We start from the raw sequence: 21557 nt of genomic DNA, 5'->3' as shown, positions 1-21557 counted from the left end.
CCGGCGGGGCGGCTGGTCCGAGCGGGTGAGGGGGGCGGGGCGCGTCCGCGCCTCTCGACTTCTTCGGCGATGTCGTTGATACGTAGTAATAATGAAAAATGACGAGCCGACAGTAGGGCGACGCGTGCTCCTGCGCGCCGCCGTCTTCCTCGGAGTCGCCACCGCCTCCGCGATGCTCACGGGCGGCGAGACCGATACCCCCGCGCCGCGCTCCCCCGCCGGTCCCGCCCCGGCCGCGGGCCCCGGCGCGGTGGGCGCCGCAGGCCCGCGCGGACTGGGCGCGGGCCTCCCCGAGAAGTCCTACCGCCTGCGGCCGATGACCGCCGAGTCCCCCGTCCGGCCGCCCGCGGCGAAGCCCGCCGTCCGGACCCGGCCCATCCTGGAACTGCCCGAGCAGGAGCGGTCCGGCAGGGCGATGGTCCTCACCTTCGACGACGGCCCGGACCCCCGCTACACCCCGGCCATCCTCGACACCCTCTCCCGCCACGGGGTCCGTGCGATGTTCTTCGTGTGCGGGGAGATGGCCACCGACAACCGCGACCTGCTGCGCCGGATGGCCTCCGAGGGGCACGTCATCGGCAACCACACCTGGACGCACCCGCTGATCCCCTCGCTGGGCCGCGGCGCCCTGGAGTCGGAGATCGGGCGTACGAGCGAGGTGGTCCAGAGCTGCGTGGGGGAGCCGCCGGTGTGGTTCCGGGCACCGTACGGGGCCTGGAACCGGGCCGCCTTCGAGATCGGCGCCGACCTGGGGATGGAGCCCATGGCCTGGACCGTGGACACCCTCGACTGGAAGGAGCCCGGTACCGGGGCCATCGTCTCCCGCGCGCTGGACGGCGCCGCGCCCGGGGCGATCGTGCTCAACCACGACGCCGGCGGCGACCGCTCGCAGAGCGTCCAGGCCCTCGCGACGTACCTGCCCCAACTCCTCGCCCGGGGCTACCGCATGACGCTGCCGACGCTGCCGTCCCGCTGAGCGGCCGCGCCGGCGCCGGCGTCCCCCGCGGTCACGGTCCGCCGCCCCGGTCCGCCGGAGCGGCGGACCGGGGCGGGGCGCAAGGGGCGGAGGGGGCAGAGGGGTCGGAGGAACGATTCCTCAGCGGGCCTCCACCATGCGGGCGAAGACGACCACGTTGCCGTCGTAGCCCTTGGCCTTCGAGTAGCCGCCACCGCAGGTGATCACCCGGAGCTCCGGGTGCCCGGTGTCCCCGTACACGCGGGCGCCGGGGAAGGCGTCCTTGGCGAACACCTCGACCCCGTACACCTCGAACACGGCCGTGCGGCCGTCGTAGCGCTCCACCTCGATGCGGTGGCCCGGCTTGAGCGAGCCCAGGCCGTAGAAGACCGCCGGTCCCTGCGCGTTGTCCACGTGGCCCACGATCACGGCGGAGCCCTGCTGGCCCGGCGAGATGCCGTTGAGGTACCAGCCCGCCAGGTTGCGGTCCTGCGGCGGCGGGGCGTCGATCCAGCCCTGCGCGTCCAGGCCGACCGTCATCACCGGCGCGTCCACGTTGATCGTGGGAATCCGGATGCGCTGCACCGACGAGTGCTCCAGCACCTCCATGTCCGACGGCGGTGTCGGCGGACGCGCCGGCAGCTGGTCGGCGTGCACCGCGACGGCCGCCGCCGCCGTCGGCTGCGGCGGTCCGTCCTCGACGTTCGCGCCGTTCCGCATCATGGCGAGGCCGCTGAGCATGACCAGCGCGAGTACGCCCCAGGGGGAGCGTCTTCTCGGTCTCTGCTCGCTCTCGTCCTCGGTCATGGCTCTCCCTTCCCGACGCGGGGGTCCCGACCCGCGTTCCAGTCCCTCCCCGGTACGCCCTTCTTCCCGCACGTTAAGGCCGCGTCGGCGAGACGGCGATCGGGGAAGGGCGAACGGGTGGTGCGGCCGTAAGGGGTGCGCCCATCCAGGTAATCGTCACATAAATGCCTGACGGCTCGTGACCTGCGGATCCGTCAGATGATCGGACCGCGCATCGGCGTGTCGCTCAACCGGGCGGCCCAAAGGCGGAAATGCGCTGGTTGCGTGCCGCCCCGAGGGTTCGTGATGGGAGGCGTTCTCGTCGATCTGCCCGGGCCACCGCTCCCGGGGCGCTTCCCGTTGGAGGTTCCACCATGCGTGCTTTCCGCGCTCTCACCGTGACCGCGGCCGCCTGCGCCGCGATCGGGCTCAGTGCCACGTTCGCCGCCGCGAACCCCCCGCAGGGTAGCGGGAACGGGCCCAGCAACGTGACGGTCAACCCGTACTCCGTGCACCAGGGCGCCTCGATGCAGGTCAGTGCGGCCGGCTGCGGCCACGGCGGTACGGTCTGGTCGCACGGCAACTTTCCGCAGACCAACCTGTCGGCCGGCTCCATCGGCTTCGCGACCGTCCGGATCTTCAACCACGCCTCGCCCGGACACCACACCCTCTCGGTCAAGTGCCACGACAACAGCCTGGTCGCCACCCACCGCTTCACGATCCTGGAGGGCAACGGGGCCCAGGGCGGCATCGGCGGCTCCTTCGGCCCGTCCACCGCCGAGACGGCCATCGGCGCCGGCCTCGTCGGAGTCGCGGCGCTCGGCGCGGGCGTGCACGTGATCCGGCGCCGCCGCCCGGTCGGCTCGCGGGCCTGACGTCGGCCCGGCCGGTCGACCGCCGGTCGCCCCGGGTCCCGACCAGGACCCGAGGCGACCGGCGGTCGCCCGGGCTTCCGGGCCCTTCGCGATCGTCAGTGGTGGCGCGCGGTGCCGCGCCTGCGCAGGGTGTACGCCACCCCGCCCGCGGCACCGAGGAAGAGCACGGCTCCCGCGCCGAGTTCCAGGGGATCCGTGCCGGCCACGCTGCCGCCGAGTCCGCCGCGCACTCCGAGCGAGGCGGCGGTGGTGGTGGCACCGCGGGGAACCGTGGCCGTCGTGGTGCGGGGCGCCGGGGGAGCGGTGGTGACGCGCGGGGCGACGGCGGCCGCGGTGCGCGAGGCGGTACGCGTCGGCGTCGGCGTCGGCGTGGGCGTCGGCTTGGGCCTGGGCGCCGGAGCGGTGGTGGTACGCGTACTCGGGCTGGGCCGCGGGCCGCTGGTGGAGCTGGTGGTGGGCTTCGACGTGCCCCCGGCGATGACGAGGTCGGCGGAGCCGGTCTCCCCGTTGCAGGTGAAGGAGACGGAATACAGTGCTCCGCGCCTGGCGTCACGGTCCACCGTGATCCGGGCGGTCTGCCCCCGCGCGATGCTCACGGTGTCGAAGACCCCGGAGGAGGCGGTGGCGTACGCGGCACCGCAGCCGCTGACGGAGAGCACCGCCTGTCCGCCGGGTGCGACCGTCGACGGGGTGATGGCGAAGCCGAAGGAGGTGACGGGCGCCGCCTCGGCCGCGAGTGCGGCGGGCGCGCCGGATGCGCAGAGCGCGAGCGCGGCTCCCGTGGCGCCGGCGCTCAGCAGGGCGATGGCGGAGCTGCGTATCGCGCCCATGGCGGTCCTCCGGATTCCCCGAGGAGCAGTCGCGCAGCGTTTCCGCACGTGGGGGGTCGTGCACCTCGATGTCCGCCACGCTAGGTGCGGGACCGGTGACCCGCGATCAGGAACGGGCGAATGGGGCACGCCGGTAGGCCGAACCGGGGACGGGAACCCCGTCCCCGGTTCGGCCCGGCGAACGCGGCCTAGTCCTTCAGGCCCAGGTGCGGGAACTGTGCGAGGAACGGTTCGGCGGTGGCCGCGATCCCCCGGCCGAAGGGGGCGTCGAAGTCCCAGATCAGGAAGAGCAGGAAGGCGATCAGCGCGCTGAACAGGCCCGCCAGCAGCAACTCGCGGAAGGACCGGCGGATCTGGAGGGTGAAGACCAGTCCGACCGTCACCAGGGCCCCGGCGATCAGTCCGAACCAGACCACCCCCGGCATGGTGGCCCCGGCACTCAGCCCGCGTGTGTTGCGGGCGTCGTCGACCGCCCCGACCTGGTCCACCAGGGGTTGGTAGGCCTGTCCTTCGTGGTCGGTCTGCGGTTCGTAGTCCGTCACGTCCCGGCGCACGCGTTCGAGCAGTTCTCCGCTCCTGTCGGTGAGGGTGCCGTGTGCGGCCATCTGCTCCCATTCCGTGTCGACCACGTACGTCACGTAGGCGTCGACGTCGGCGCGGATCTTCTTGCGCACGGGTTCCGGGTAGACCTCCGAGCGGACGCTGATCTCGTGCAGGGCCTGGGCCTCCTGGCGGACGTACTCCTGGGCGGCCCCGCGGCCCTCCCAGACGCCCGCGATCGCCAGGCCCAGGACGATCGCGTAGATCACCCCGATCATCATCGTCATGTACTCGATGACGTCCGGGGTCTCGTTGGGATCGTCGTCCTCGCCGATCCTGCGGTGCTGGAAGAAGACGATGGCCAGGACCACGGCGCAGGCCGCTGCCATCGCGAGGGACAGGACGAGCCATTCCGACAAGATGACTCCCAATCGGTGAATCGGCGGATCGCGCGGGCGGTCGGTCCGTGCGCGTTCCGGAAGGGGACTAGCGGGGGCGCAGGGCGACGATCGCGAGCACGGCGGGGGCCGCTGTCATGAGGGTGAAGGTCACCGGCGAGATGTGGTGCTCGGCCGGCTTGCGGACGGTGGACCGGTACGCGGGGCGGGGCACGTGCTTCTTCGGCGTCGGCGTCGGCGTCGCCGAGGGGGTGGGCGTCGGCCGGGGGGCCGGCGGGGGCGGTGCGGGCGCCCGGTACACCCGGGGCGGAGGTGGCGGCGGGGGCGGTGCGGGCACCGGTACGGGGGCCGGCCGGGGCGGTGCGGGCGGGGTCGGGGCCGGCTTCGGAGGGGTCGGTTTCGGCGGTGGCGGGGGAGTCGGCTTCGGGGTGGGGGTCGGGGTCGGCTTCGGCGGAGTCGGGGTCGGGGTGGGGGTCGGAGTGGGGGTCGGCTTCGGCGGGCAGGGCGGGGGAGGCGGCGGGCAGTGGTGGCCGCCCCCGTGTCCTCCGCCGTGCCCGTCGTGGTGATGTCCGCCACCCCGGTCGCCGCCGCCGGCGGCCGCGAAGGCCTCCAGGACGGTCCGGCCGTCCCCGGCGTCGATCGTCGCGTAGGCGCAGCTATCGGCCACGGCCGGTGAGGCGGACAGCGCCGCCCACAGCAGGACCGGAACCGCCAGCAGGCGCCTGGCACAGGCTCTGTTCACCCGGGGAGCATGCGGCCGCGCGCGCCCGCGCGCGCGGGGCACGGAATCGGTTCGCCTGAACGGGCGGAGTTGGCACCGTAGAGGTTTGAGCCAGCTTCGCAACGTCTCGGATCATCATCCGGTCAAATCCCAAAAGGTATTTGTCGGTTTCTTCACCACGGGTGTCCGGACCTGCACGTGCCTTTGGTGTGTGACCAAGAACGGACCGCCAATTTCCGCTTTCACTCGCTCCGTTGGCAAATGATCAGTACATTCGGCTCGGACAGGAGTCCGACCCCCGTCCCACCCCCCGGACGGACCGGCACGACGACGGCTTGGAGACCCCGATGGAACGCCCCGCCTGGGCCCCGCCAGGCATCGACATATCGGTGCCGAGCGTGTCCCGCATCTACGATTACTACCTGGGCGGCTCCCACAATTTCGAGGTCGACCGCCAGGCGGGCCGCCGGGCCATGGAATTCATGCCGGGGCTCCCCAAGATCATGCAGGCCAACCGGGCGTTCATGCGGCGCGCCGTCCGCCACGCGGTCGCCGAGGGCATCACGCAGTTCCTCGACATCGGCTCCGGCATCCCGACCTTCGGCAACGTCCACGAGATCGCCCACGCCGCGAGCTCCGAGGCCCACGTGGTCTACGTCGACCACGACCCGGTGGCCGTGGCGCACAGTCAGGCCGTCCTGGCCGGTGACGAGCGCTCCGGCGTCGTCGCCGCCGACCTGCGCAAGCCGCAGGACATCCTGTCCGCCCCCGAGACCACCCGGCTGCTGGACCTGGACCGGCCCGTGGCCCTGCTGCTGGTCGCCGTCCTGCACTTCCTGGAGGACGCCGACGAGCCGTACGCCGCCGTCGCGCACCTGCGCGAAGCCCTGGCCCCCGGCAGCATGCTGATCCTCACCCACGCCTCCTACGAGGGCATTCCGCTCACCGAGGAGGTCGCCTCCGGCACGGTCGGCGTCTACCGCGACATCCGCAACCCCCTGGTCATGCGCGACCACGACGCCATCAGCGGCTTCTTCGACGGCTTCGAACTGCTGGAACCCGGCCTGGTGTCGATGCCCGACTGGCGTCCGGACCGCACCGGTCCGCTCGCCGAGGGCGAGGCGCCGGAGGACCCGTACGCCTTCTCCGGCTACGGCGGCGTGGGACGCAAGACGTGAGACTCCCCGCTCCGACCCCGCCACCCGCCACCCCGAGTCCGTCCCGCGGATCGGACACCGGCCGGGCGACGCCCCCGCAGGACCCACGGGACGCGCGGGACCCGCAGGCACCCCTCGCAACGCCCGGCCCGAACTCGGGCCGGGCGCCGCTGCGCGAGCTGCGCAGCGGCCTGGAGGACCGGATCGCCCGCTTCGCGACGATCTGGGGGCGGGCCATCTTCCCCGTCACGGCGACCTCGCTGACCCGGCCCGAGTTCGAACGGCACCTCGTCCCCCTCACCCGGACCCTCACCGAGGCCCTCCATGCCCGGCCCTTCGACGCCGGCGTCGCCCAGCGCGTCGGCGCCGAACTGGTCGCCGTGCACTGCACCGACCCCGAGGCGCTCGCCGGCACCCTGGGCGTGGTCGAGTCCTACCTGGTGCTCTACTGCGGGCCGGACGGCTCCGGGACGGAGGGGACGGAGGAGTACCGTTCCCGCTGCGCCAGGCTCCAGCACGGCATCGCGGCCGGATACGCCCGGGCCCTGCGCGAGCGGACCCTGCGCGAGCAGGAGGCCATCGCCCGCTCCGCCCTGACGGCCCGCATCGACGCACAGCAGGCCCTGCACGCGAGCGAGGAACGCTTCCGGGCGGTCTTCGAGGGCGCGGCCGTCGGGATCGGCATCGCCGACCTGCAGGGCAACGTGCTGGAGGTCAACGACACCCTGCTCCAGATGTTCGGCGGCCTCGAAGGCCACGTCCGGGGCCGCAACGTCAGCGAGTGGGGACACCCCGACGACACCCCGCACGTCTGGCGGATGTACGGGGAGCTGGTGCGCGGAGAGCGCGAGCACTACCGGGTGGAGAAGCCCTACTACCGGCACGACGGGACCGTCCTGTGGACCAACCTGACGGTGTCGCTGCTGCGCGACGCCGACGGCGTCCCCCAGTACCAGCTGGCCCTGATGGAGGACACCACCGAGCGCCGTCTGCTCAACCTGCGCCTGCGCTACGAGGCCACCCACGACGCGCTCACCGGGCTGCCCAACCGCACGCTGTTCTTCGAGCGGCTTGAGAAGGCCCTCGGCGGAGCGCCCACCAGCCGCTTCGGCCTGTGCTACCTCGACCTCGACGGGTTCAAGGCGGTCAACGACAGCCTCGGCCACTCGGCGGGCGACCGGCTGCTGGTGGAGGTGGCCGACCGGCTCCAGAGCTGCGCGACCGGACCGGGCGAGGTGGTCGCGCGCCTGGGCGGCGACGAGTTCGTCGCCCTGACCACCGGGCCCGCCGCCGGCAGCGAGGAGAAGGTGACGGACCTGGCGGTGCGGATCCTCTCCGCGCTGTCCACCCCCATCCGGCTGGAGGGCCGGGAGCTGACGGTGCGCGGCAGCATCGGCATCGTGGAGGGCCGGGCGGGCGAACGCACCGCGGCGGAGGTGCTCCGCAGCGCCGACATCACCATGTACCGGGCCAAGGCGGCCGGGGGCAACCGCTTCGAGTTCGCCGACGCGGAGGCCGACGCCCGCGCCATCACCCGGCACGGTCTGACCAACGCCCTGCCGGCCGCGCTGGAACGCGGCGAGTTCTTCATCGAGTACCAGCCGCTGGTGCACATGCACGACGGCAGCGTGCACGGCGCCGAGGCGCTGGTGCGCTGGTCGCACCCGCAGTACGGGGTCCTCGGTCCGGACCGCTTCATCCCGCTCGCGGAGCGGACGGGACTGATCGTGCCGCTCGGCCGCTGGGTCCTGGAGGAATCGGTTCGCCAGGCCCGCAACTGGCAGCGCCAGCACGGCGGGGCGACCCTGCGCGTCAACGTCAACCTCTCGCCGACCCAGCTCCACCACCCGGGCCTGGTCGCCGACACCGTGCGCGTGCTGGAGAGCTCGGGCCTGGCCCCGGGCTCCCTGTGCCTGGAGGTCACCGAATCGGCGCTGATCGGGGCCGACGACGAACTCCTGGAGCCGCTGCGCCGGCTCGCCGCCCTCGGCGTGGACATCGCCCTCGACGATTTCGGCACCGGCTACTCGAACCTGGCCAACCTCCGCCGCCTCCCGGTCAGCGTGCTGAAGCTGGACCGCTCCTTCACCCAGGGGATGCAGCAGCAGCCGGCCAACCCCGTCGACGTCAAGATCGTGGAAGGCATCGTCGCCCTGGCCCACAGCCTCGAACTCGCGGTGACGGTCGAGGGAGTGGAGACCGGCGCCCAGGCGGCCCAGCTCCGGGCCCTCGGCTGCGACACCGCCCAGGGCTGGTACTACGCCCGCCCCGGAGCCCCGGACCGCATCCACGCCCTCTCCCTCTCGGACGCCGTGCCCACGCCTTCCTGACGCCCACCCGGCCGCCCGGCGCCGCCGCGGCGGCCGGGGCCGGGCCGGGGCGGTGAGGCCGGGGCCACCGGGCCGGGGCTGCCGGGCCGGTGGGTCAGTCCAGGCCTGCCTCCGTTCCCCGGCCGGGCGTGCGGACGGCTGCCATGACCCGCTCGTACCGCCGTGCGGTGTCGGCCAGGACCTCGGCGGCCACCGGCAAGCGCTCCGCCCCGTACCCGTCGAGCACCTCCTCACCGCCCTGTCCGTCCAGGGCCGCGATCAGGGTGCGGCCGAGGGCGGCCGCGTCCTGGATGCCGGTGTTCATGCCCAGCCCGCCGGCTATGGGGTGGACGTGCGCGGCGTCCCCGGCGAGGAAGGCCCGGCCCTCCCGCATCCGGGCGGCCATGCGGACGCTGACCCGCCAGGAGGAGAGCCAGGTGGCGTCCGCGAGCCGGATCCCCGGCATCCGGGCGTGCCGGTCGAAGAGCCGCTGGAAGCCCTCCAGCGATGCCGGAAGCACTCCGCCCCGCTCGTCCTGCTCGGGCGCGGCCTGCAGCTGGAAGGTGTCCGTCCCCGGCATCGGGCAGAGCAGTATCCCGCCGCCCTCCGAGGTGAACCACTGGTGCCAGAAGTCCCGGCTGAGCCCCGGGGCCCGGACGTCGCCGACGACCATCGCGGGCTCCTCCTCCCCGGTGCCTTCGAAGGGGATGCCGAGGAGTTTGCGGGTGGTGCTGCGCCCGCCGTCGCACCCGGCGAGATAGCGGGCCCCGATCGCGGTGCCGTCCGCCAGCTCCGCACGGACCCCGGCCGCGTCCTGGGTGATCCCGGCGAGCGGGGAGCCGTACTCGACCTGGACGCCCAGGCCGGCGAGCCGCTCGCGCAGTGCCCCTTCGACCTGCCACTGCCCTGTCAGCAGGCCGCCGCCGGGCATGGGGGTGTCGTTGACCTGCGCCCCGTCGAAGTACTTGCGCAGGACCACCTCGCTGCTCCCGACGGCCTCCAGGGGCTCGGCGGCGCCCAGCCCCCGGAGGACATCGAGGCTGCTCGGCCAGAGCCCCTTGCCGCGGGACTCGCGGTGCGGCGCGCCGCGCCCCTCGACGACGCGGACGGCAGCTCCGCTCAGGGCGAGTTCACACGCCAGGGTCAGTCCCGTGGGGCCGGATCCCACGATCAGTACGTCGGTCATCGGATGTCCTCTCCTCGTCGATGACACAAGGAAAGCGCCCCCGGAGAGAAAAAGCAACCCGGTAACGAAAGTAACCCGGTCATTATTCTGTGGTACGGTGGACGCATGGACAACACGACGGGTCTGCGCGAGAGCAAGAAGCTGCGTACGCGTCGCCTGCTGGCGGCCACGGCGCTGGAACTCTTCCTGGAAAACGGCTTCGACGCCGTGTCCGTGGCCGATGTCGCCGCCGCGGCCGAGGTGTCCAAACCCACCCTGTTCCGGTACTTCCCGAGCAAGGAGGACCTGGTGCTCGACCGCTTCGCCGACCATCAGGACGAGGTGGCCCGCATCGTGCGCGACCGGGCCGCGGGCCTCACGCCTGTGGGGGCGGTGCACGCGCACTTCCTCGCGGCCCTCGCCGAGCGGGACCCGATCACCGGCCTCTGCGATCACCAGAACGTGCTGGCCTTCCAGGGGCTCCTCTACTCCACCACGAGCCTGGAGGCCCGGATCGCCCACTACACGGCGCGCGAGGTGGAACTGCTCGCCGCCGCCCTGGAGGCGGAGTCGGTGCCGCCGCTCTCCGCCCGGCTCGCCGCCACGCACCTGGTGGCGGTCCGCCACGAGCTCGGCAGGGAGAACTGGCGCCGCCTCGCGGCGGGCGCCACGGTCGACGAAGTCCATCCGGCCGCCGTGGCCGAGGCCGACCAGGCCTTCGGCATGCTGGCCGACGGCCTCGACCGGACCCTGCTCCCGCCCAGACGTCCGAGCTGAGGGGCCGGGAGGCCCCGTCGGGCGTGCCCGGCGGCGGCCCGGGTCAGCCGACGAGCATGCGCTTCAGTTCGCGCGCCGCCCGCGGCGGTGCCACGTCGGTGCGGTGGGCCAGCGCGATCGTGCGGCGCAGCGGCGAGCCCGCGAGCCGGGTGGCACGCAGGCCCGGACCGGCGGTGTCGACGACCATGGCCGGGACCACCGCGATGCCCAGACCCGCCCGCACGAAGCCCAGTACCGCGTCCATCTCGCCGCCCTCCACCGTGAACACCGGCTCGAAGCCCGCCGCCCGGCAGGCCGCCACCGTCAGGTCCCGCAGGTCGTAGCCGTGGCGGAACATGACCATCGGTTCGTCGCGCAGGTCCGCGATGGCCGGCTCCCGACCGCCCGCCGGCGGCGGCAGACCGGCCGACGAGACCACCACCAGGTCCTCGGTCAGCAGCTCCACCGTCGTCAGCGCGGGCGCCGAGGGCGGCAGCGGCAGCGCGATCAGAGCCAGGTCCAGCACCCCCCGCGCCAGTTCCCGTACGAGGTCGAGCGAGCCGCTCTCCTCGATCAGCAGCTCGATCCCCGGGTGCGCCGTGTGGAAGGCCCGCAGGACCGCCGGCAGCAGGCCCGTGCACACGCTCGGCGTCGCGCCCAGCCGCACCCGGCCGCGCCGCAGCTGCGCCAGCTCCTGCACCTCCAGCCGCGCCGTGTCCGCGTCGGCCAGGATCCGCCGGGCCAGCGGCAGCAGCGCCTCGCCCGCGTCGGTGAGCGCGATGTTCCCCCGGGCGCGGCTGAACAGTTCGGCGCCCAGCTCCCGTTCGAGCGCCTTGATCTGCTGCGACAGCGACGGCTGCGCCACGTGCTCGCGCTCGGCGGCGCGGGTGAAGTGCCGGGTCTCGGCGACGGCCACGAAGTACACGAGCTGCTGGAACTGCATACCACCAGGCTAACGCCCACGATAGGCAATACCTATCGCGATCAGCTCCACCATGTCTTGGACCTTTCGGGACTTTGGTCCTTACGGTCAATGGCATGGCTCTGGCAACGCGGACGGATCGACGGCCGTCCACCACGCGCACCATCTGGGACTCCACCGTCGGCAAGAAGTCCGTGATGGCCGTATCCGGCCTGATCATGCTCGGCTACCTCGTCGTGCACATGCTCGGCAACCTCAAGATCTTCTTCGGGGCGGACGAGTTCAACGGCTACGCCCACTGGCTGCGCACCCTCGGATCCCCCTTCCTGCACCACGAGTGGGCCCTGTGGATCGTGCGCGTGGCCCTGGTCGCCGCCGTCGTCGCCCACGCCGTGTGCGCCTACCAGCTCAGCCGGCGCGACATCAAGGCGCGGCCGGTGAAATACGCCCACAAGCGCCGGCGGGCGAGCTACGCCACCCGCACGATGCGCTGGGGCGGGATCATCCTCGCCCTCTTCATCGTCTGGCACCTCCTCGACCTCACCACCCTCACCGTCAACGAGCGCGCCTGGGCCGGCCACCCCTACGAGAACGTCCTCGCCACCTTCTCCACCTGGTACGGGAACACCATCTACATCGTGGCGATGGCGGCCCTCGGCCTCCACGTCCGCCACGGCTTCTGGAGCGCCGCCCAGACCCTCGGCGCGGGCACGGCCCGGCGCGAGCGGACGCTGAAGTTCCTGGCCGACGCCCTGGCCCTCGTCCTCTTCGCGGGCTTCGTGTCCGTCCCCGTCGCCGTCATGACCGGAATGGTGAGCTGACCATGAGCACCGAGTACGCCGCCTACACCACCGGCGACCCGATCGCCGACACCAAGGCCCCCGGGGGCCCGATCGCCGAGCGCTGGGACCGCCGCCGCTTCGAGGCCAAGCTCGTCAACCCCGCCAACCGCCGCAAGCACCGCGTCATCGTCGTCGGCACCGGCCTGGCGGGCGGCGCGGCCGGCGCCACCCTCGCGGAGCAGGGCTACCACGTCGTCCAGTTCTGCTTCTCGGACTCCCCGCGCCGCGCGCACTCCATCGCCGCGCAGGGCGGCATCAACGCCGCGAAGAACTACCGCAACGACGGGGACTCCGTCCACCGCCTGTTCTACGACACCGTCAAGGGCGGGGACTTCCGCGCCCGCGAGTCCAACGTCCACCGCCTCGCCCAGATCTCCGTCGAGATCATCGACCAGTGCGTGGCCCAGGGCGTTCCCTTCGCCCGCGAGTACGGAGGCCTCCTCGACACCCGCTCCTTCGGCGGCGTCCAGGTCTCCCGCACCTTCTACGCCCGCGGCCAGACCGGCCAGCAGCTGCTGCTCGGTGCCTACCAGGCCCTGTCGCGGCAGATCGCCGCCGGGAACGTCGAGATGCACGCCCGCACCGAGATGCTCGACCTGATCACCGTCGACGGCGTCGCCCGCGGCATCGTCGTCCGCGACCTGGTCAACGGAAAGATCTCCACCCACTACGCCGACGCCGTGGTGCTGGCCAGCGGGGGCTACGGCAACGTCTTCTACCTCTCCACCAACGCCATGAACTCCAACGCGACCGCCGTCTGGCGGGCGCACCGCCGCGGGGCGTACTTCGCCAACCCCTGCTTCACCCAGATCCACCCCACCTGCATCCCGCGCACCGGCGACCACCAGTCCAAGCTCACCCTGATGAGCGAGTCCCTGCGCAACGACGGCCGCATCTGGGTCCCCAAGGCCAAGGGCGACACCCGCCCCGCCGCCGAGATCCCCGAAGCGGAGCGCGACTACTACCTGGAGCGGATCTACCCCTCCTTCGGCAACCTCGTACCCCGCGACATCGCCTCCCGCGCCGCGAAGAACGTCTGCGACGAGGGCCGCGGCGTCGGCCCCGGCGGGCAGGGCGTCTACCTCGACTTCGCCGACGCCATCCGCCGCATGGGCCGCGACAAGGTCGCCGAGAAGTACGGCAACCTCTTCGACATGTACGAGCGGATCACCGCCGAGAACCCGTACGAGGTCCCGATGCGGATCTACCCCGCCGTGCACTACACGATGGGCGGCCTGTGGGTCGACTACGACCTCCAGACCACCGTCCCCGGCCTGTTCGCGATCGGCGAGGCCAACTTCTCCGACCACGGCGCCAACCGCCTCGGCGCCTCCGCCCTCATGCAGGGCCTCGGCGACGGCTACTTCGTGCTCCCCTCGACCATCAACGACTACCTCGCCCGCCACCCGCACCACGATGAGGTCGACGACAGCCACCCCGAGGCGGCCGCCGCCGTCCGCGAGACCCGCGACTGCCTCGCCAAGCTGCTCGCCGTCGACGGGGACCGCACTCCCGACTCCTTCCACCGCGAGATCGGTGAACTCATGTGGGAGTACTGCGGGATGGCCCGCACCGAGGAGGGCCTGCGCAAGGCGCTGGCCCGTATCCCGGAGATCCGCGAGGAGTTCTGGCGGCGCATCAAGGTCCCCGGCAGCGGCGAGGAGTTCAACCAGTCGCTGGAGAAGGCCAACCGCATCGTCGACTACCTCGAACTCGCCGAGCTGATGTGCCTCGACGCCCTCCACCGCGCCGAGTCCTGCGGCGGCCACTTCCGCGAGGAGTCCCAGACCCCGGACGGCGAAGCGGCCCGCCGTGACGAGGAGTTCGGCTACGCCGCCGCCTGGGAGTACCGCGGTACCGCGGCCGCCCCCGTCCTACACAAGGAAGACCTCGTCTTCGAGTACGTCCACCCCACCCAGCGGAGCTACGCATGAAGCTCACCCTGCGCGTCTGGCGCCAGCGCAACACCGACGCCCCCGGCGCCATGGCCTCGTACGAGGTCGACGGCATCTCGAAGGACATGTCCTTCCTGGAGATGCTCGACACCCTCAACGAGGACCTCATCCTGCGCGGTGAGGACCCGGTCGCCTTCGACCACGACTGCCGCGAGGGCATCTGCGGCGCGTGCAGCCTCGTCATCAACGGCGACGCCCACGGACCCGAGCGCACCACCACCTGCCAGCTGCACATGCGTTCCTTCGCCGACGGGGACACCATCGACGTCGAACCGTGGCGGGCCTCGGCCTTCCCGGTGGTCAAGGACCTGGTCGTGGACCGCAGCGCCTTCGACCGGATCATCCAGGCCGGCGGCTACATCACGGCGCCGACCGGATCCGCCCCCGAGGCGCACGCCACCGCCGTGCCCAAGCCCGACGCCGACTCCGCCTTCGAGCACGCCGAGTGCATCGGCTGCGGCGCCTGCGTGGCGGCCTGCCCCAACGGCTCCGCGATGCTGTTCACCTCCGCCAAGATCAACCACCTCAACGTGCTCCCGCAGGGTTCCCCCGAGCGCGAGACGCGGGTGCTGGACATGGTGGCCCGGATGGACGACGAGGGCTTCGGCGGCTGCACCCTGACCGGCGAATGCGCCACGGCCTGCCCCAAGGGCATCCCGCTCCCGTCGATCGCCGCGATGAACAGGGAATGGCTCCGCGCGGTCCGCAAGGGCTGAGGCCCCGCGTCCCGGGTCGACCGGTGGGCCGATCGGCTGATCCGATCGGCCGACCGGGCGCTCGTCGGGGCCCCACGCCGTGCCTTGCCCCGGGCGCACCCGGGGCGTGCGGTTCAGTGGACCCCATGCCACAAGCCCCCGCCGGGTCCGGCCCGCGCCGACGCAGCGTGCTGGCCGCCGCCGCACTCGCCCCCCTGGCGGCGGCCGGATGCGCCGCCGAGGACACCCCGCGCAGCGGGGCGCCCGGCCCCCAGCCGCCCCCCAAGGACGCCCTCGTCATGGTGATGCGGCACGCGGAGAAGCCCTACGCCGGGGACACCGGCGAGGACGACGACGGCGTCGAACACCCCGGCGACCTCGCCCGCCGGGGCGTGCGCCGCGCCGAAGAGCTGCACCGGCTGTTCGCGCCGACCGCCGGCGCCCGGCTGCCCCGGCCCGCCGTGCTGTTCGCGACCGGCGGGCCGGCGAGCGCCCCCGCCCGGAGCAAACAGACCCTGGAGCCCCTGGCCACCGCCCTGCGGATGCCCGTACGCGGTGAATTCGCCCTCGGCGCCGAAGCGGACCTGGCCCGCGAGGTGCTGGCCGCCCGGATGCCCGTCCTCGTCTGCTGGGAGCACACCGGCATCCCCCGGCTGCTCCACGCCCTCGGCGCGGACCGGGTCCGCGGCCTCCCCGCGGCCTGGCCCGACCGCTACGACCTCGTCTGGGTCCTCACCCGCACCCGGGGCCAGTGGGCCTTCCGCGAACTCCCTCAGCACCTGCTGCCGGGAGACGCGTAGGGCACCCGGCCTACGACGCCCCCAGCGCGCGGGCCAGGTAGCGGGCCGTACGGCCCTCGCCCCGGGCGGCGACCTCCGCGGGCGGCCCGCAGGCCGTGACCCGGCCGCCCTCCGCTCCGCCGCCCGGACCCAGGTCGACGACCCAGTCCGCGCCCGCCACCACCTCCATGTCGTGTTCCACGACCACCACCGAGTGCCCGGCGTCCACCAGCCCGTGCAACTGCCCCAGCAGCACCCGTACATCGGCCGGGTGCAGCCCCGTCGTCGGCTCGTCCAGCAGGTACAGGGTGTGGTCGCGGCGCAGCCGCTGCAGCTCCGTCGCCAGCTTGATCCGCTGGGCCTCGCCGCCCGAGAGCTCCGTCGCGGGCTGCCCCAGCCGCAGGTAGCCCAGGCCGATGTCCACCAGCGCCCGCAGACTGCGCGCCGCCGCCGGGACATCGGCGAAGAACGCGGCGGCCGCCTCCACGGTCAGCCCCAGGACCTGCGCGATGTCCAGCCCGGCGTACCGGACCTCCAGCGTCTCCGCGTTGTACCGGGCGCCCGCGCAGACCGGGCAGGGGGCGTACGTACTGGGCAGGAAGAGCAGCTCGACGGAGACGAAGCCCTCGCCCTGGCAGGTCTCGCAGCGCCCGCCCGGCACGTTGAAGGAGAACCGGCCCGCCTTCCAGCCGCGCGCCTTCGACTCCGGCAGCGCCGTGAACAGCCTGCGCACCACGTCGAACAGCCCCGTGTACGTGGCCAGGTTCGAGCGGGGCGTCCGCCCGATCGGCTTCTGGTCCACCTCCACCAGTCGCCGCACCGGGAAGTCCGCCTCCGCCAGCCGCCCGTCGACCTCCCGCGCGAGCACCTGGCCCACCAGCGTGGACTTGCCCGAACCCGACACCCCCGTCACCGCCGTGAACACCCCGAGCGGGAACTCCACCGACAGGTCGCGCAGGTTGTGCCGGTCGGCGCCGGTGACCCGGACCGTCCCGGTGGCCGTACGGACCGGCCGGGCCGCCACCGCCGCCGGCCGCGCGAACAGGTGGCGGGCCGTCGCCGACTCCGCCACCCCCGCGAGCCCCTCCGGCGGGCCGCTGTACAGCACCCGTCCCCCGTGCTCCCCGGCCAGCGGGCCGACGTCCACCAGCCAGTCCGCGTGCCGTACCACGTCCAGGTGGTGCTCCACCACGAAGACGGTGTTCCCGGCCGACTTGAGCCGGTCCAGTACGCCGAGCAGTGCCTCCGTGTCGGCCGGGTGCAGCCCCGCCGACGGCTCGTCGAGGACGTACACCACCCCGAACAGCCCCGACCGCAGCTGCGTGGCCAGCCGCAGCCGCTGGAGCTCGCCCGCCGACAGGGTCGGCGCGGTCCGGTCCAGGCTCAGGTAGCCGAGACCGAGCTCCACGACGGGCGCGATCCGCCCGCGCAGGTCCTCCGCCAGCACCCGGGCCGCCTCGCCCTCGGCCCGGAAGGACGCCAGTACGCCGTCCAGCTCGCTCAGCGCGAGCCCCGCGAGCTCCGCGATGGTGCGGCCCGCGAAGGTCACCGCCAACGCCTCCGGCCGCAGCCTGCGCCCCTCGCACACCGGGCACGGCGCGTCGGTGAGGAACTTCTCGGCCCGCGCCCGCAGGGTCGCGCTCTTGGTGTCCGAGAAGGTCCGCATCACATAGCGGTGGGCGCTCATGTACGTGCCCTGGTAGGGGCGTTGGATCCGGTCGGCGTCCCGCACCGGGTGCACGGTGACCACCGGCTGCTCCTCGGTGAACAGGATCCACTCGCGCTCCGCCGCCGGCAGCTCCCGCCACGGCCGGTCCACGTCGTGGCCGAGCACCTCCAGGACGTCGCGCAGGTTCTTGCCCTGCCAGGCGCCCGGCCAGGCGGCAATCGCCCCCTGACGGATCGACAGCGAGGGATCGGGTACGAGCAGTTCCTCGCTGGTGCGGTGGATCCGCCCCAGCCCGTGGCAGGAAGGACAGGCGCCGGAGGCGGTGTTGGGGGAGAAGGCGTCCGAGTCCAGGCGCGGCGCGCCCGGAGGGTACGTACCGGCCCGGGAGTACAGCATCCGCAGGGAGTTGGAGAGCAGGGTCACCGTGCCGACCGAGGAGCGCGAGCCCGGGGAGGAGCGGCGCTGCTCCAGGGAGACGGCGGGCGGCAGCCCCGTCACCGCGTCCACCTTCGGGGCGCCGATCTGGTGGATGAGGCGCCGGGCGTAGGGGGCCACGGACTCGAAGTACCGGCGCTGCGCCTCGGCGTAGAGGGTGCCGAAGGCCAGGGAGCTCTTCCCGGAGCCGGAGACCCCGGTGAAGACGGTCAGGGTGTCGCGGGGGATGTCCACGTCGACCCCGTGCAGGTTGTGCTCCCGGGCGCCCCGCACCCGTACGCAGGGGTCGACGGCGTCGCGGCCGGGACCGGGACCGGGACCGGGGACGGCGGGACCGGGGGCATCGGGGGAGTGGCGCATTCGCCCCAGTTTAGGGCCCTACGACAGCCCGGCGATCCGGGCCAGCCTGGTGAAGCCGTCCAGCAGGGCCGTCCGGTCGTACGTGGACGTGGTGACGAGCAGCTCGTCCGCCCCGGTGCTCTCCGCGATCCGGGCCAGTTCCGCCGCGACCTGTTCCTCGGTGCCGGCGACGTGCCCCGCGAGGGCGCCCTCGTACAGCTCCCGCTCCTTGGGGGTCATCTCCAGCGCATCGATCCCGGCGGCGGGACGCAGGGGAGGGAAGACGCCCCGGGTGCGGGAGTGGGCCAGCGCCCAGGCCTCCGGGACCAGGATCCGCCGGGCCTCCTCCTCGGTGGCGGCGACCGCGACGGTCCCGGACACCATGACGTAGGGCGTGGAGCGCCGGGCGGAGGGCCGGAACTCCGCGCGGTAGCGTCCGACCGCCTCCGCGAGCCGGGCGCGGGAGCGCAGGTCGCCCACCACCAGCGGCAGCCCGGCGCGGGCCGCGATCCCCGCGCCCTCGCCGGTGGCCAGTACGTACGCCGGCACCCGCAGCCCCTCGGCGGGGCGGGCGTGCACCTCGGGGTGGGCCCGCTGGGTGCCGTCGATCCAGCCGAGCAGCTCGGTCAGCTGCTCCTCGAAGCGGTCGGCGTCCCCGGTGTCCCGGCCCAGGGCGCGGCGGATGCCTCCCGTGAAGCCGACCGAACGGCCCAGGCCCATGTCGATCCGGCCGGGGAACAGCGCCTCCAGGACCCCGAACTGTTCGGCGACCACCAGGGGCTGGTGGTTGGGCAGCATGACCCCGCCGGTGCCGACCCGGATCCGCCGGGTCGCGGCGGCCACGGCGGCGGCCAGGACGGTGGGGGCGGAGCCCGCGACCCCGGGCACGCTGTGGTGTTCGGACACCCAGAAGCGGTGGTAGCCGAGTTCCTCCGCCGCGCGGGCCAGCTCCACGGTGTCGCGCAGTGCCTCGGGGGCGGGGTGCCCTTCGCGGGTGCGGGAGCGGTCCAGGATCGAGATTCTTGTGATCACAACGGTGTCAACGCGTGGTGCCGGCGGGGATTCCCGGTGCGGGACGCAGGGCGTCCGTCCGGGACCGGCCCACCCTGTCCGCTGTCGGTGGCGGCGCCTACGCTGCCGTCATGACCGAGACCGCATCCCGCCGCCCGCTGGCCGTGTTCGACATCGACAACACCCTGGCCGACACCGGCCACCGCCAGCACTTCCTGGAGGGCCGGCCCCGTGACTGGGAGGGCTTCTTCGGAGCCGCTCCGGCCGATCCCCCGCTGGCGCGCGGCGTCGCGCTCGCGGTGGAGCGCGCGGCGGACTGCGAGGTCGTGTACCTGACCGGCCGGCCGGAGCGGTGCCGGGCGGACACCGAGGACTGGCTGGTCCGGCACGGGCTGCCCGAGGGGCGGATCTGGATGCGCGGCGACCAGGACCGGCGCCCGGCCCGGCTGACCAAGCTGGACGTGCTCAAGCGGCTCGCCCGCGGGCGCGAGGTGCGCATGCTCGTCGACGACGACGAGCTCGTCTGCCAGGCCGCCCGCGCGGCCGGCTTCCGGGTGGTCCTGGCGGACTGGGCGGCGGAGGCGCCGGAGCTGAAGGACGCCCAGGAGGGCGAGGGCCGCACCTGAGCGGAGCCGGCCGCCGCAGCCAGTGGGCTCCGCCCCGTCCTCGGAGCCGTCGCCCCCGCCCGCGTCGTCCTCGCGGCCCTCGCCGTCGATCCGTACCGCCCGAGCCCGTCAGTCCTCGCCGTCGAGGCGGAAGCCCACCTTCAGCCCTACCTGGTAGTGCGCGATCTGCCCGTTCTCGATGTGCCCGCGCATCTGCGTGACCTCGAACCAGTCCAGGTTCCGGAGGGTCTGGCCCGCGCGGGCCAGACCGTTCCGGATGGCCTGATCGATGCCCTCGTGGGAGGTGCCGACGATCTCGGTCACCCGGTAGGTGTGGTTGGACATGGGGGTCTCCCGCCAGTCGTCGCTGTTGCCTTGTTCCACGGTGCCCCAGTAAGCCCGGGTCCGCGAACTTTGCGTGAACAATCCCGGGTGAAAGGGGGTTGACCCACCCATTGGTCTATGCCAATTTCAAGCCATCTGAGATCCATCCCCAGAAGGTGACCCCCGTGACCCTCGTGAAGATGCGCTTCCTCGCCGTGTGCACGGCCCTCGCGGCGGCCGCCGCACTGACCGGTTGCGGCGGCCAGTCGGCCGGCTCGGGCGGCGGCTCCGAGAGGGTGACCCTCTGGCTGATGAAGGGCAGCGCCTCCGACGATTTCATCGCCAGGTTCACCGCCGACTTCGAGAAGCAGCACCCCGGCATCGACCTCGACGTGAAGATCCAGGAGTGGAAGGGCATCGGCGACAAGGTCAACGCCGTCCTCGCCGGCAAGGGCGGGGAGAGCGCCGACGTCATCGAGGTCGGCAACACCCAGGTCGCCCAGTACGTGGAGACCGGCGGCCTCTCCGAGCTCACCCTGGAGGGCCTGCGCGAATGGGGCAGCAAGGACTGGCTCAAGGGCCTCTCCGACCCCGGAAGCATCAACGGCGCCCAGTACGGAGTCCCCTGGTACGCCGCCAACCGGGTGGTCATCTACAACAAGGACCTGTTCGCGGGCGCCGGGATCAAGACCCCGCCCAAGAGCCGCCAGGAGTGGATCGCCGACACCCAGAAGCTCGACAAGGGCGACCAGCAGGGCATCTACCTGCCCGGCCAGAACTGGTACGTCCTCGCCGGGTTCATCTGGGACGAGGGCGGCGACCTCGCCGTCGAGACCAGCGGCCAGTGGGTCGGCACCCTCGACGACGAGAAGGCCCTCGCCGGAATGGAGTTCTACAAGCAGCTCCAGGGCCTCGGCGACGGGCCCAAGGGCGCCGACGAGGAGACGCCCCCGCAGTCCGAGGTCTTCGCCCGCGGCCAGGTCGCCCAGATCATCGCCCCGCCCGGCCAGGCCGCCCAGATCGAGGCCGCCAATCCCGCCCTCAAGGGCAAGCTCGGCTTCTTCCCCATACCCGGCAAGACCCCCGAGAAGCCCGGGGCCGTCTTCACCGGCGGCTCCGACCTGATCATCCCGGAGAAGACGGCGCAGCGCGCCCACGCCGTCGACGTGATCACCGCGCTGGTCAGCGAGAAGTGGCAGACCGAGCTCGCCCGCACGATGAGCTACGTCCCCAACAAGACCACCCTCGCGCACGTCGTCGACGGCAACGACGGAGCCGCCGCCATGGCCTCCGGCGCCGCACAGGGCCGGGCCACCCCCAAGTCCGCGCGCTGGGCCGAGGTGGAGGCCAAGAACCCCGTCAAGGCGTACATGACGGCCGTCCTGAACGGCCAGGACGCCGCGACGGCGGCGAAGAAGGCATCGGACACCGTCAGCAGGGTCCTCAGCTCCGACCGCTGACACCCGTACGCCGGACACCGGTCCGCTGA

Annotated in this window: 21 protein-coding genes; 12 read left to right on the top strand and 9 right to left on the bottom strand. The window is 73.0% G+C overall.

Annotated features, from left to right (window positions below; genetic code table 11):
* Positions 1–91: 91 nt before the first annotated feature.
* Positions 92–976 carry a polysaccharide deacetylase family protein gene (locus SLAV_RS06240; RefSeq protein WP_030224198.1) on the top strand — a complete coding sequence of 295 codons (885 nt, stop codon included), beginning with the start codon at positions 92–94 and terminating at the stop codon, positions 974–976.
* A 120-nt stretch (positions 977–1096) separates the two neighbouring features.
* Here SLAV_RS06240 and SLAV_RS06235 read toward each other — a convergent pair whose 3' ends face one another.
* Positions 1097–1762: a class F sortase gene (locus tag SLAV_RS06235; RefSeq protein WP_030224195.1), complete on the bottom strand. Its 666-nt coding sequence runs from the start codon at positions 1760–1762 to the stop codon at positions 1097–1099.
* Between the two features lie 353 nt (positions 1763–2115).
* Here SLAV_RS06235 and SLAV_RS06230 point away from each other — a divergent pair, with 353 nt between their 5' ends.
* Entirely contained in the window at positions 2116–2616 is a 501-nt protein-coding gene (locus tag SLAV_RS06230) for a hypothetical protein (RefSeq protein WP_030224194.1), read from the top strand.
* Positions 2617–2711: 95 nt separating this feature from the next.
* Here SLAV_RS06230 and SLAV_RS06225 read toward each other — a convergent pair whose 3' ends face one another.
* The 3 genes from SLAV_RS06225 to SLAV_RS43070 all read right to left on the bottom strand — a co-directional run bounded on the left by SLAV_RS06225 (position 2712) and on the right by SLAV_RS43070 (position 4598).
* Positions 2712–3446 (bottom strand): hypothetical protein, encoded by a 735-nt coding sequence (locus SLAV_RS06225; protein WP_030224191.1) that lies wholly within the window; start codon positions 3444–3446, stop codon positions 2712–2714.
* Between the two features lie 188 nt (positions 3447–3634).
* Positions 3635–4405, bottom strand: a complete 771-nt coding sequence (locus tag SLAV_RS06220) for a bestrophin-like domain (RefSeq protein ID WP_030224189.1) — start codon at positions 4403–4405, stop codon at positions 3635–3637.
* A 67-nt stretch (positions 4406–4472) separates the two neighbouring features.
* Complete coding sequence (locus tag SLAV_RS43070; RefSeq protein ID WP_256462241.1) at positions 4473–4598, bottom strand: hypothetical protein; 126 nt, start codon at positions 4596–4598, stop codon at positions 4473–4475.
* Between the two features lie 312 nt (positions 4599–4910).
* On the opposite strand from SLAV_RS43070, the gene SLAV_RS41760 reads away from it, so the two are divergent.
* The 3 genes from SLAV_RS41760 to SLAV_RS06205 all read left to right on the top strand — a co-directional run bounded on the left by SLAV_RS41760 (position 4911) and on the right by SLAV_RS06205 (position 8592).
* The gene (locus SLAV_RS41760; RefSeq protein WP_208754733.1) at positions 4911–5060 is read left to right on the top strand and encodes a hypothetical protein; all 150 of its coding nucleotides are present in this window, start codon (positions 4911–4913) and stop codon (positions 5058–5060) included.
* A gap of 392 nt (positions 5061–5452) precedes the next feature.
* The gene (locus SLAV_RS06210; protein WP_030241622.1) at positions 5453–6283 is read left to right on the top strand and encodes an SAM-dependent methyltransferase; all 831 of its coding nucleotides are present in this window, start codon (positions 5453–5455) and stop codon (positions 6281–6283) included.
* A gap of 149 nt (positions 6284–6432) precedes the next feature.
* Positions 6433–8592, top strand: a complete 2160-nt coding sequence (locus tag SLAV_RS06205; protein WP_030241620.1) for a putative bifunctional diguanylate cyclase/phosphodiesterase — start codon at positions 6433–6435, stop codon at positions 8590–8592.
* 94 nt (positions 8593–8686) lie between these two features.
* Here the strand turns inward: SLAV_RS06205 and SLAV_RS06200 are convergent, their stop codons facing one another.
* On the bottom strand, positions 8687–9757 hold the full coding sequence (locus tag SLAV_RS06200; RefSeq protein ID WP_051841544.1) for an FAD-dependent monooxygenase: 1071 nt from the start codon (positions 9755–9757) through the stop codon (positions 8687–8689).
* A gap of 105 nt (positions 9758–9862) precedes the next feature.
* On the opposite strand from SLAV_RS06200, the gene SLAV_RS06195 reads away from it, so the two are divergent.
* Positions 9863–10513: a TetR/AcrR family transcriptional regulator gene (locus tag SLAV_RS06195; RefSeq protein WP_030241615.1), complete on the top strand. Its 651-nt coding sequence runs from the start codon at positions 9863–9865 to the stop codon at positions 10511–10513.
* A gap of 43 nt (positions 10514–10556) precedes the next feature.
* On the opposite strand, the gene SLAV_RS06190 is transcribed toward SLAV_RS06195, so the two are convergent.
* A complete protein-coding gene (locus tag SLAV_RS06190; protein ID WP_030241612.1) occupies positions 10557–11435 on the bottom strand; it encodes a LysR family transcriptional regulator in 879 nt (292 codons plus the stop codon).
* 95 nt (positions 11436–11530) lie between these two features.
* Between SLAV_RS06190 and SLAV_RS06185 the strand changes: the two genes are divergently transcribed.
* The 4 genes from SLAV_RS06185 (at position 11531) to SLAV_RS06170 (ending at position 15706) form a co-directional block, all read left to right on the top strand.
* Positions 11531–12235 (top strand): succinate dehydrogenase, encoded by a 705-nt coding sequence (locus SLAV_RS06185; protein ID WP_030241609.1) that lies wholly within the window; start codon positions 11531–11533, stop codon positions 12233–12235.
* A gap of 2 nt (positions 12236–12237) precedes the next feature.
* On the top strand, positions 12238–14190 hold the full coding sequence (locus SLAV_RS06180; protein WP_030241607.1) for a fumarate reductase/succinate dehydrogenase flavoprotein subunit: 1953 nt from the start codon (positions 12238–12240) through the stop codon (positions 14188–14190).
* A complete protein-coding gene (locus tag SLAV_RS06175) occupies positions 14187–14927 on the top strand; it encodes a succinate dehydrogenase/fumarate reductase iron-sulfur subunit (protein WP_030241604.1) in 741 nt (246 codons plus the stop codon). Before SLAV_RS06180 ends, SLAV_RS06175 begins: the two co-directional genes overlap by 4 nt.
* Before the next feature lie 125 nt (positions 14928–15052).
* Positions 15053–15706, top strand: a complete 654-nt coding sequence (locus SLAV_RS06170) for a hypothetical protein (RefSeq protein ID WP_234333968.1) — start codon at positions 15053–15055, stop codon at positions 15704–15706.
* A 10-nt stretch (positions 15707–15716) separates the two neighbouring features.
* Here the strand turns inward: SLAV_RS06170 and SLAV_RS06165 are convergent, their stop codons facing one another.
* Together SLAV_RS06165 and SLAV_RS06160 are read right to left on the bottom strand one after the other, a co-directional pair.
* Positions 15717–18149: an excinuclease ABC subunit UvrA gene (locus SLAV_RS06165; RefSeq protein ID WP_078950756.1), complete on the bottom strand. Its 2433-nt coding sequence runs from the start codon at positions 18147–18149 to the stop codon at positions 15717–15719.
* Positions 18150–18167: 18 nt separating this feature from the next.
* Positions 18168–19160, bottom strand: a complete 993-nt coding sequence (locus SLAV_RS06160) for an LLM class flavin-dependent oxidoreductase (protein WP_030241596.1) — start codon at positions 19158–19160, stop codon at positions 18168–18170.
* A 110-nt stretch (positions 19161–19270) separates the two neighbouring features.
* Here SLAV_RS06160 and SLAV_RS06155 point away from each other — a divergent pair, with 110 nt between their 5' ends.
* The gene (locus tag SLAV_RS06155; protein ID WP_030241594.1) at positions 19271–19765 is read left to right on the top strand and encodes a phosphatase domain-containing protein; all 495 of its coding nucleotides are present in this window, start codon (positions 19271–19273) and stop codon (positions 19763–19765) included.
* A gap of 108 nt (positions 19766–19873) precedes the next feature.
* Here SLAV_RS06155 and SLAV_RS06150 read toward each other — a convergent pair whose 3' ends face one another.
* Complete coding sequence (locus SLAV_RS06150) at positions 19874–20089, bottom strand: dodecin (RefSeq protein WP_030241592.1); 216 nt, start codon at positions 20087–20089, stop codon at positions 19874–19876.
* 173 nt (positions 20090–20262) lie between these two features.
* On the opposite strand from SLAV_RS06150, the gene SLAV_RS06145 reads away from it, so the two are divergent.
* Complete coding sequence (locus SLAV_RS06145; protein WP_030241589.1) at positions 20263–21528, top strand: extracellular solute-binding protein; 1266 nt, start codon at positions 20263–20265, stop codon at positions 21526–21528.
* The last annotated feature ends 29 nt before the right edge of the window (positions 21529–21557 follow it).

Origin of the sequence: Streptomyces lavendulae subsp. lavendulae (genome assembly GCF_002803845.1) — a bacterium.
GTDB lineage: Bacteria > Actinomycetota > Actinomycetes > Streptomycetales > Streptomycetaceae > Streptomyces > Streptomyces lavendulae.
Note: the sequence above shows the minus strand (reverse complement) of the source record. Positions and strands in the feature narration are given on the sequence as shown.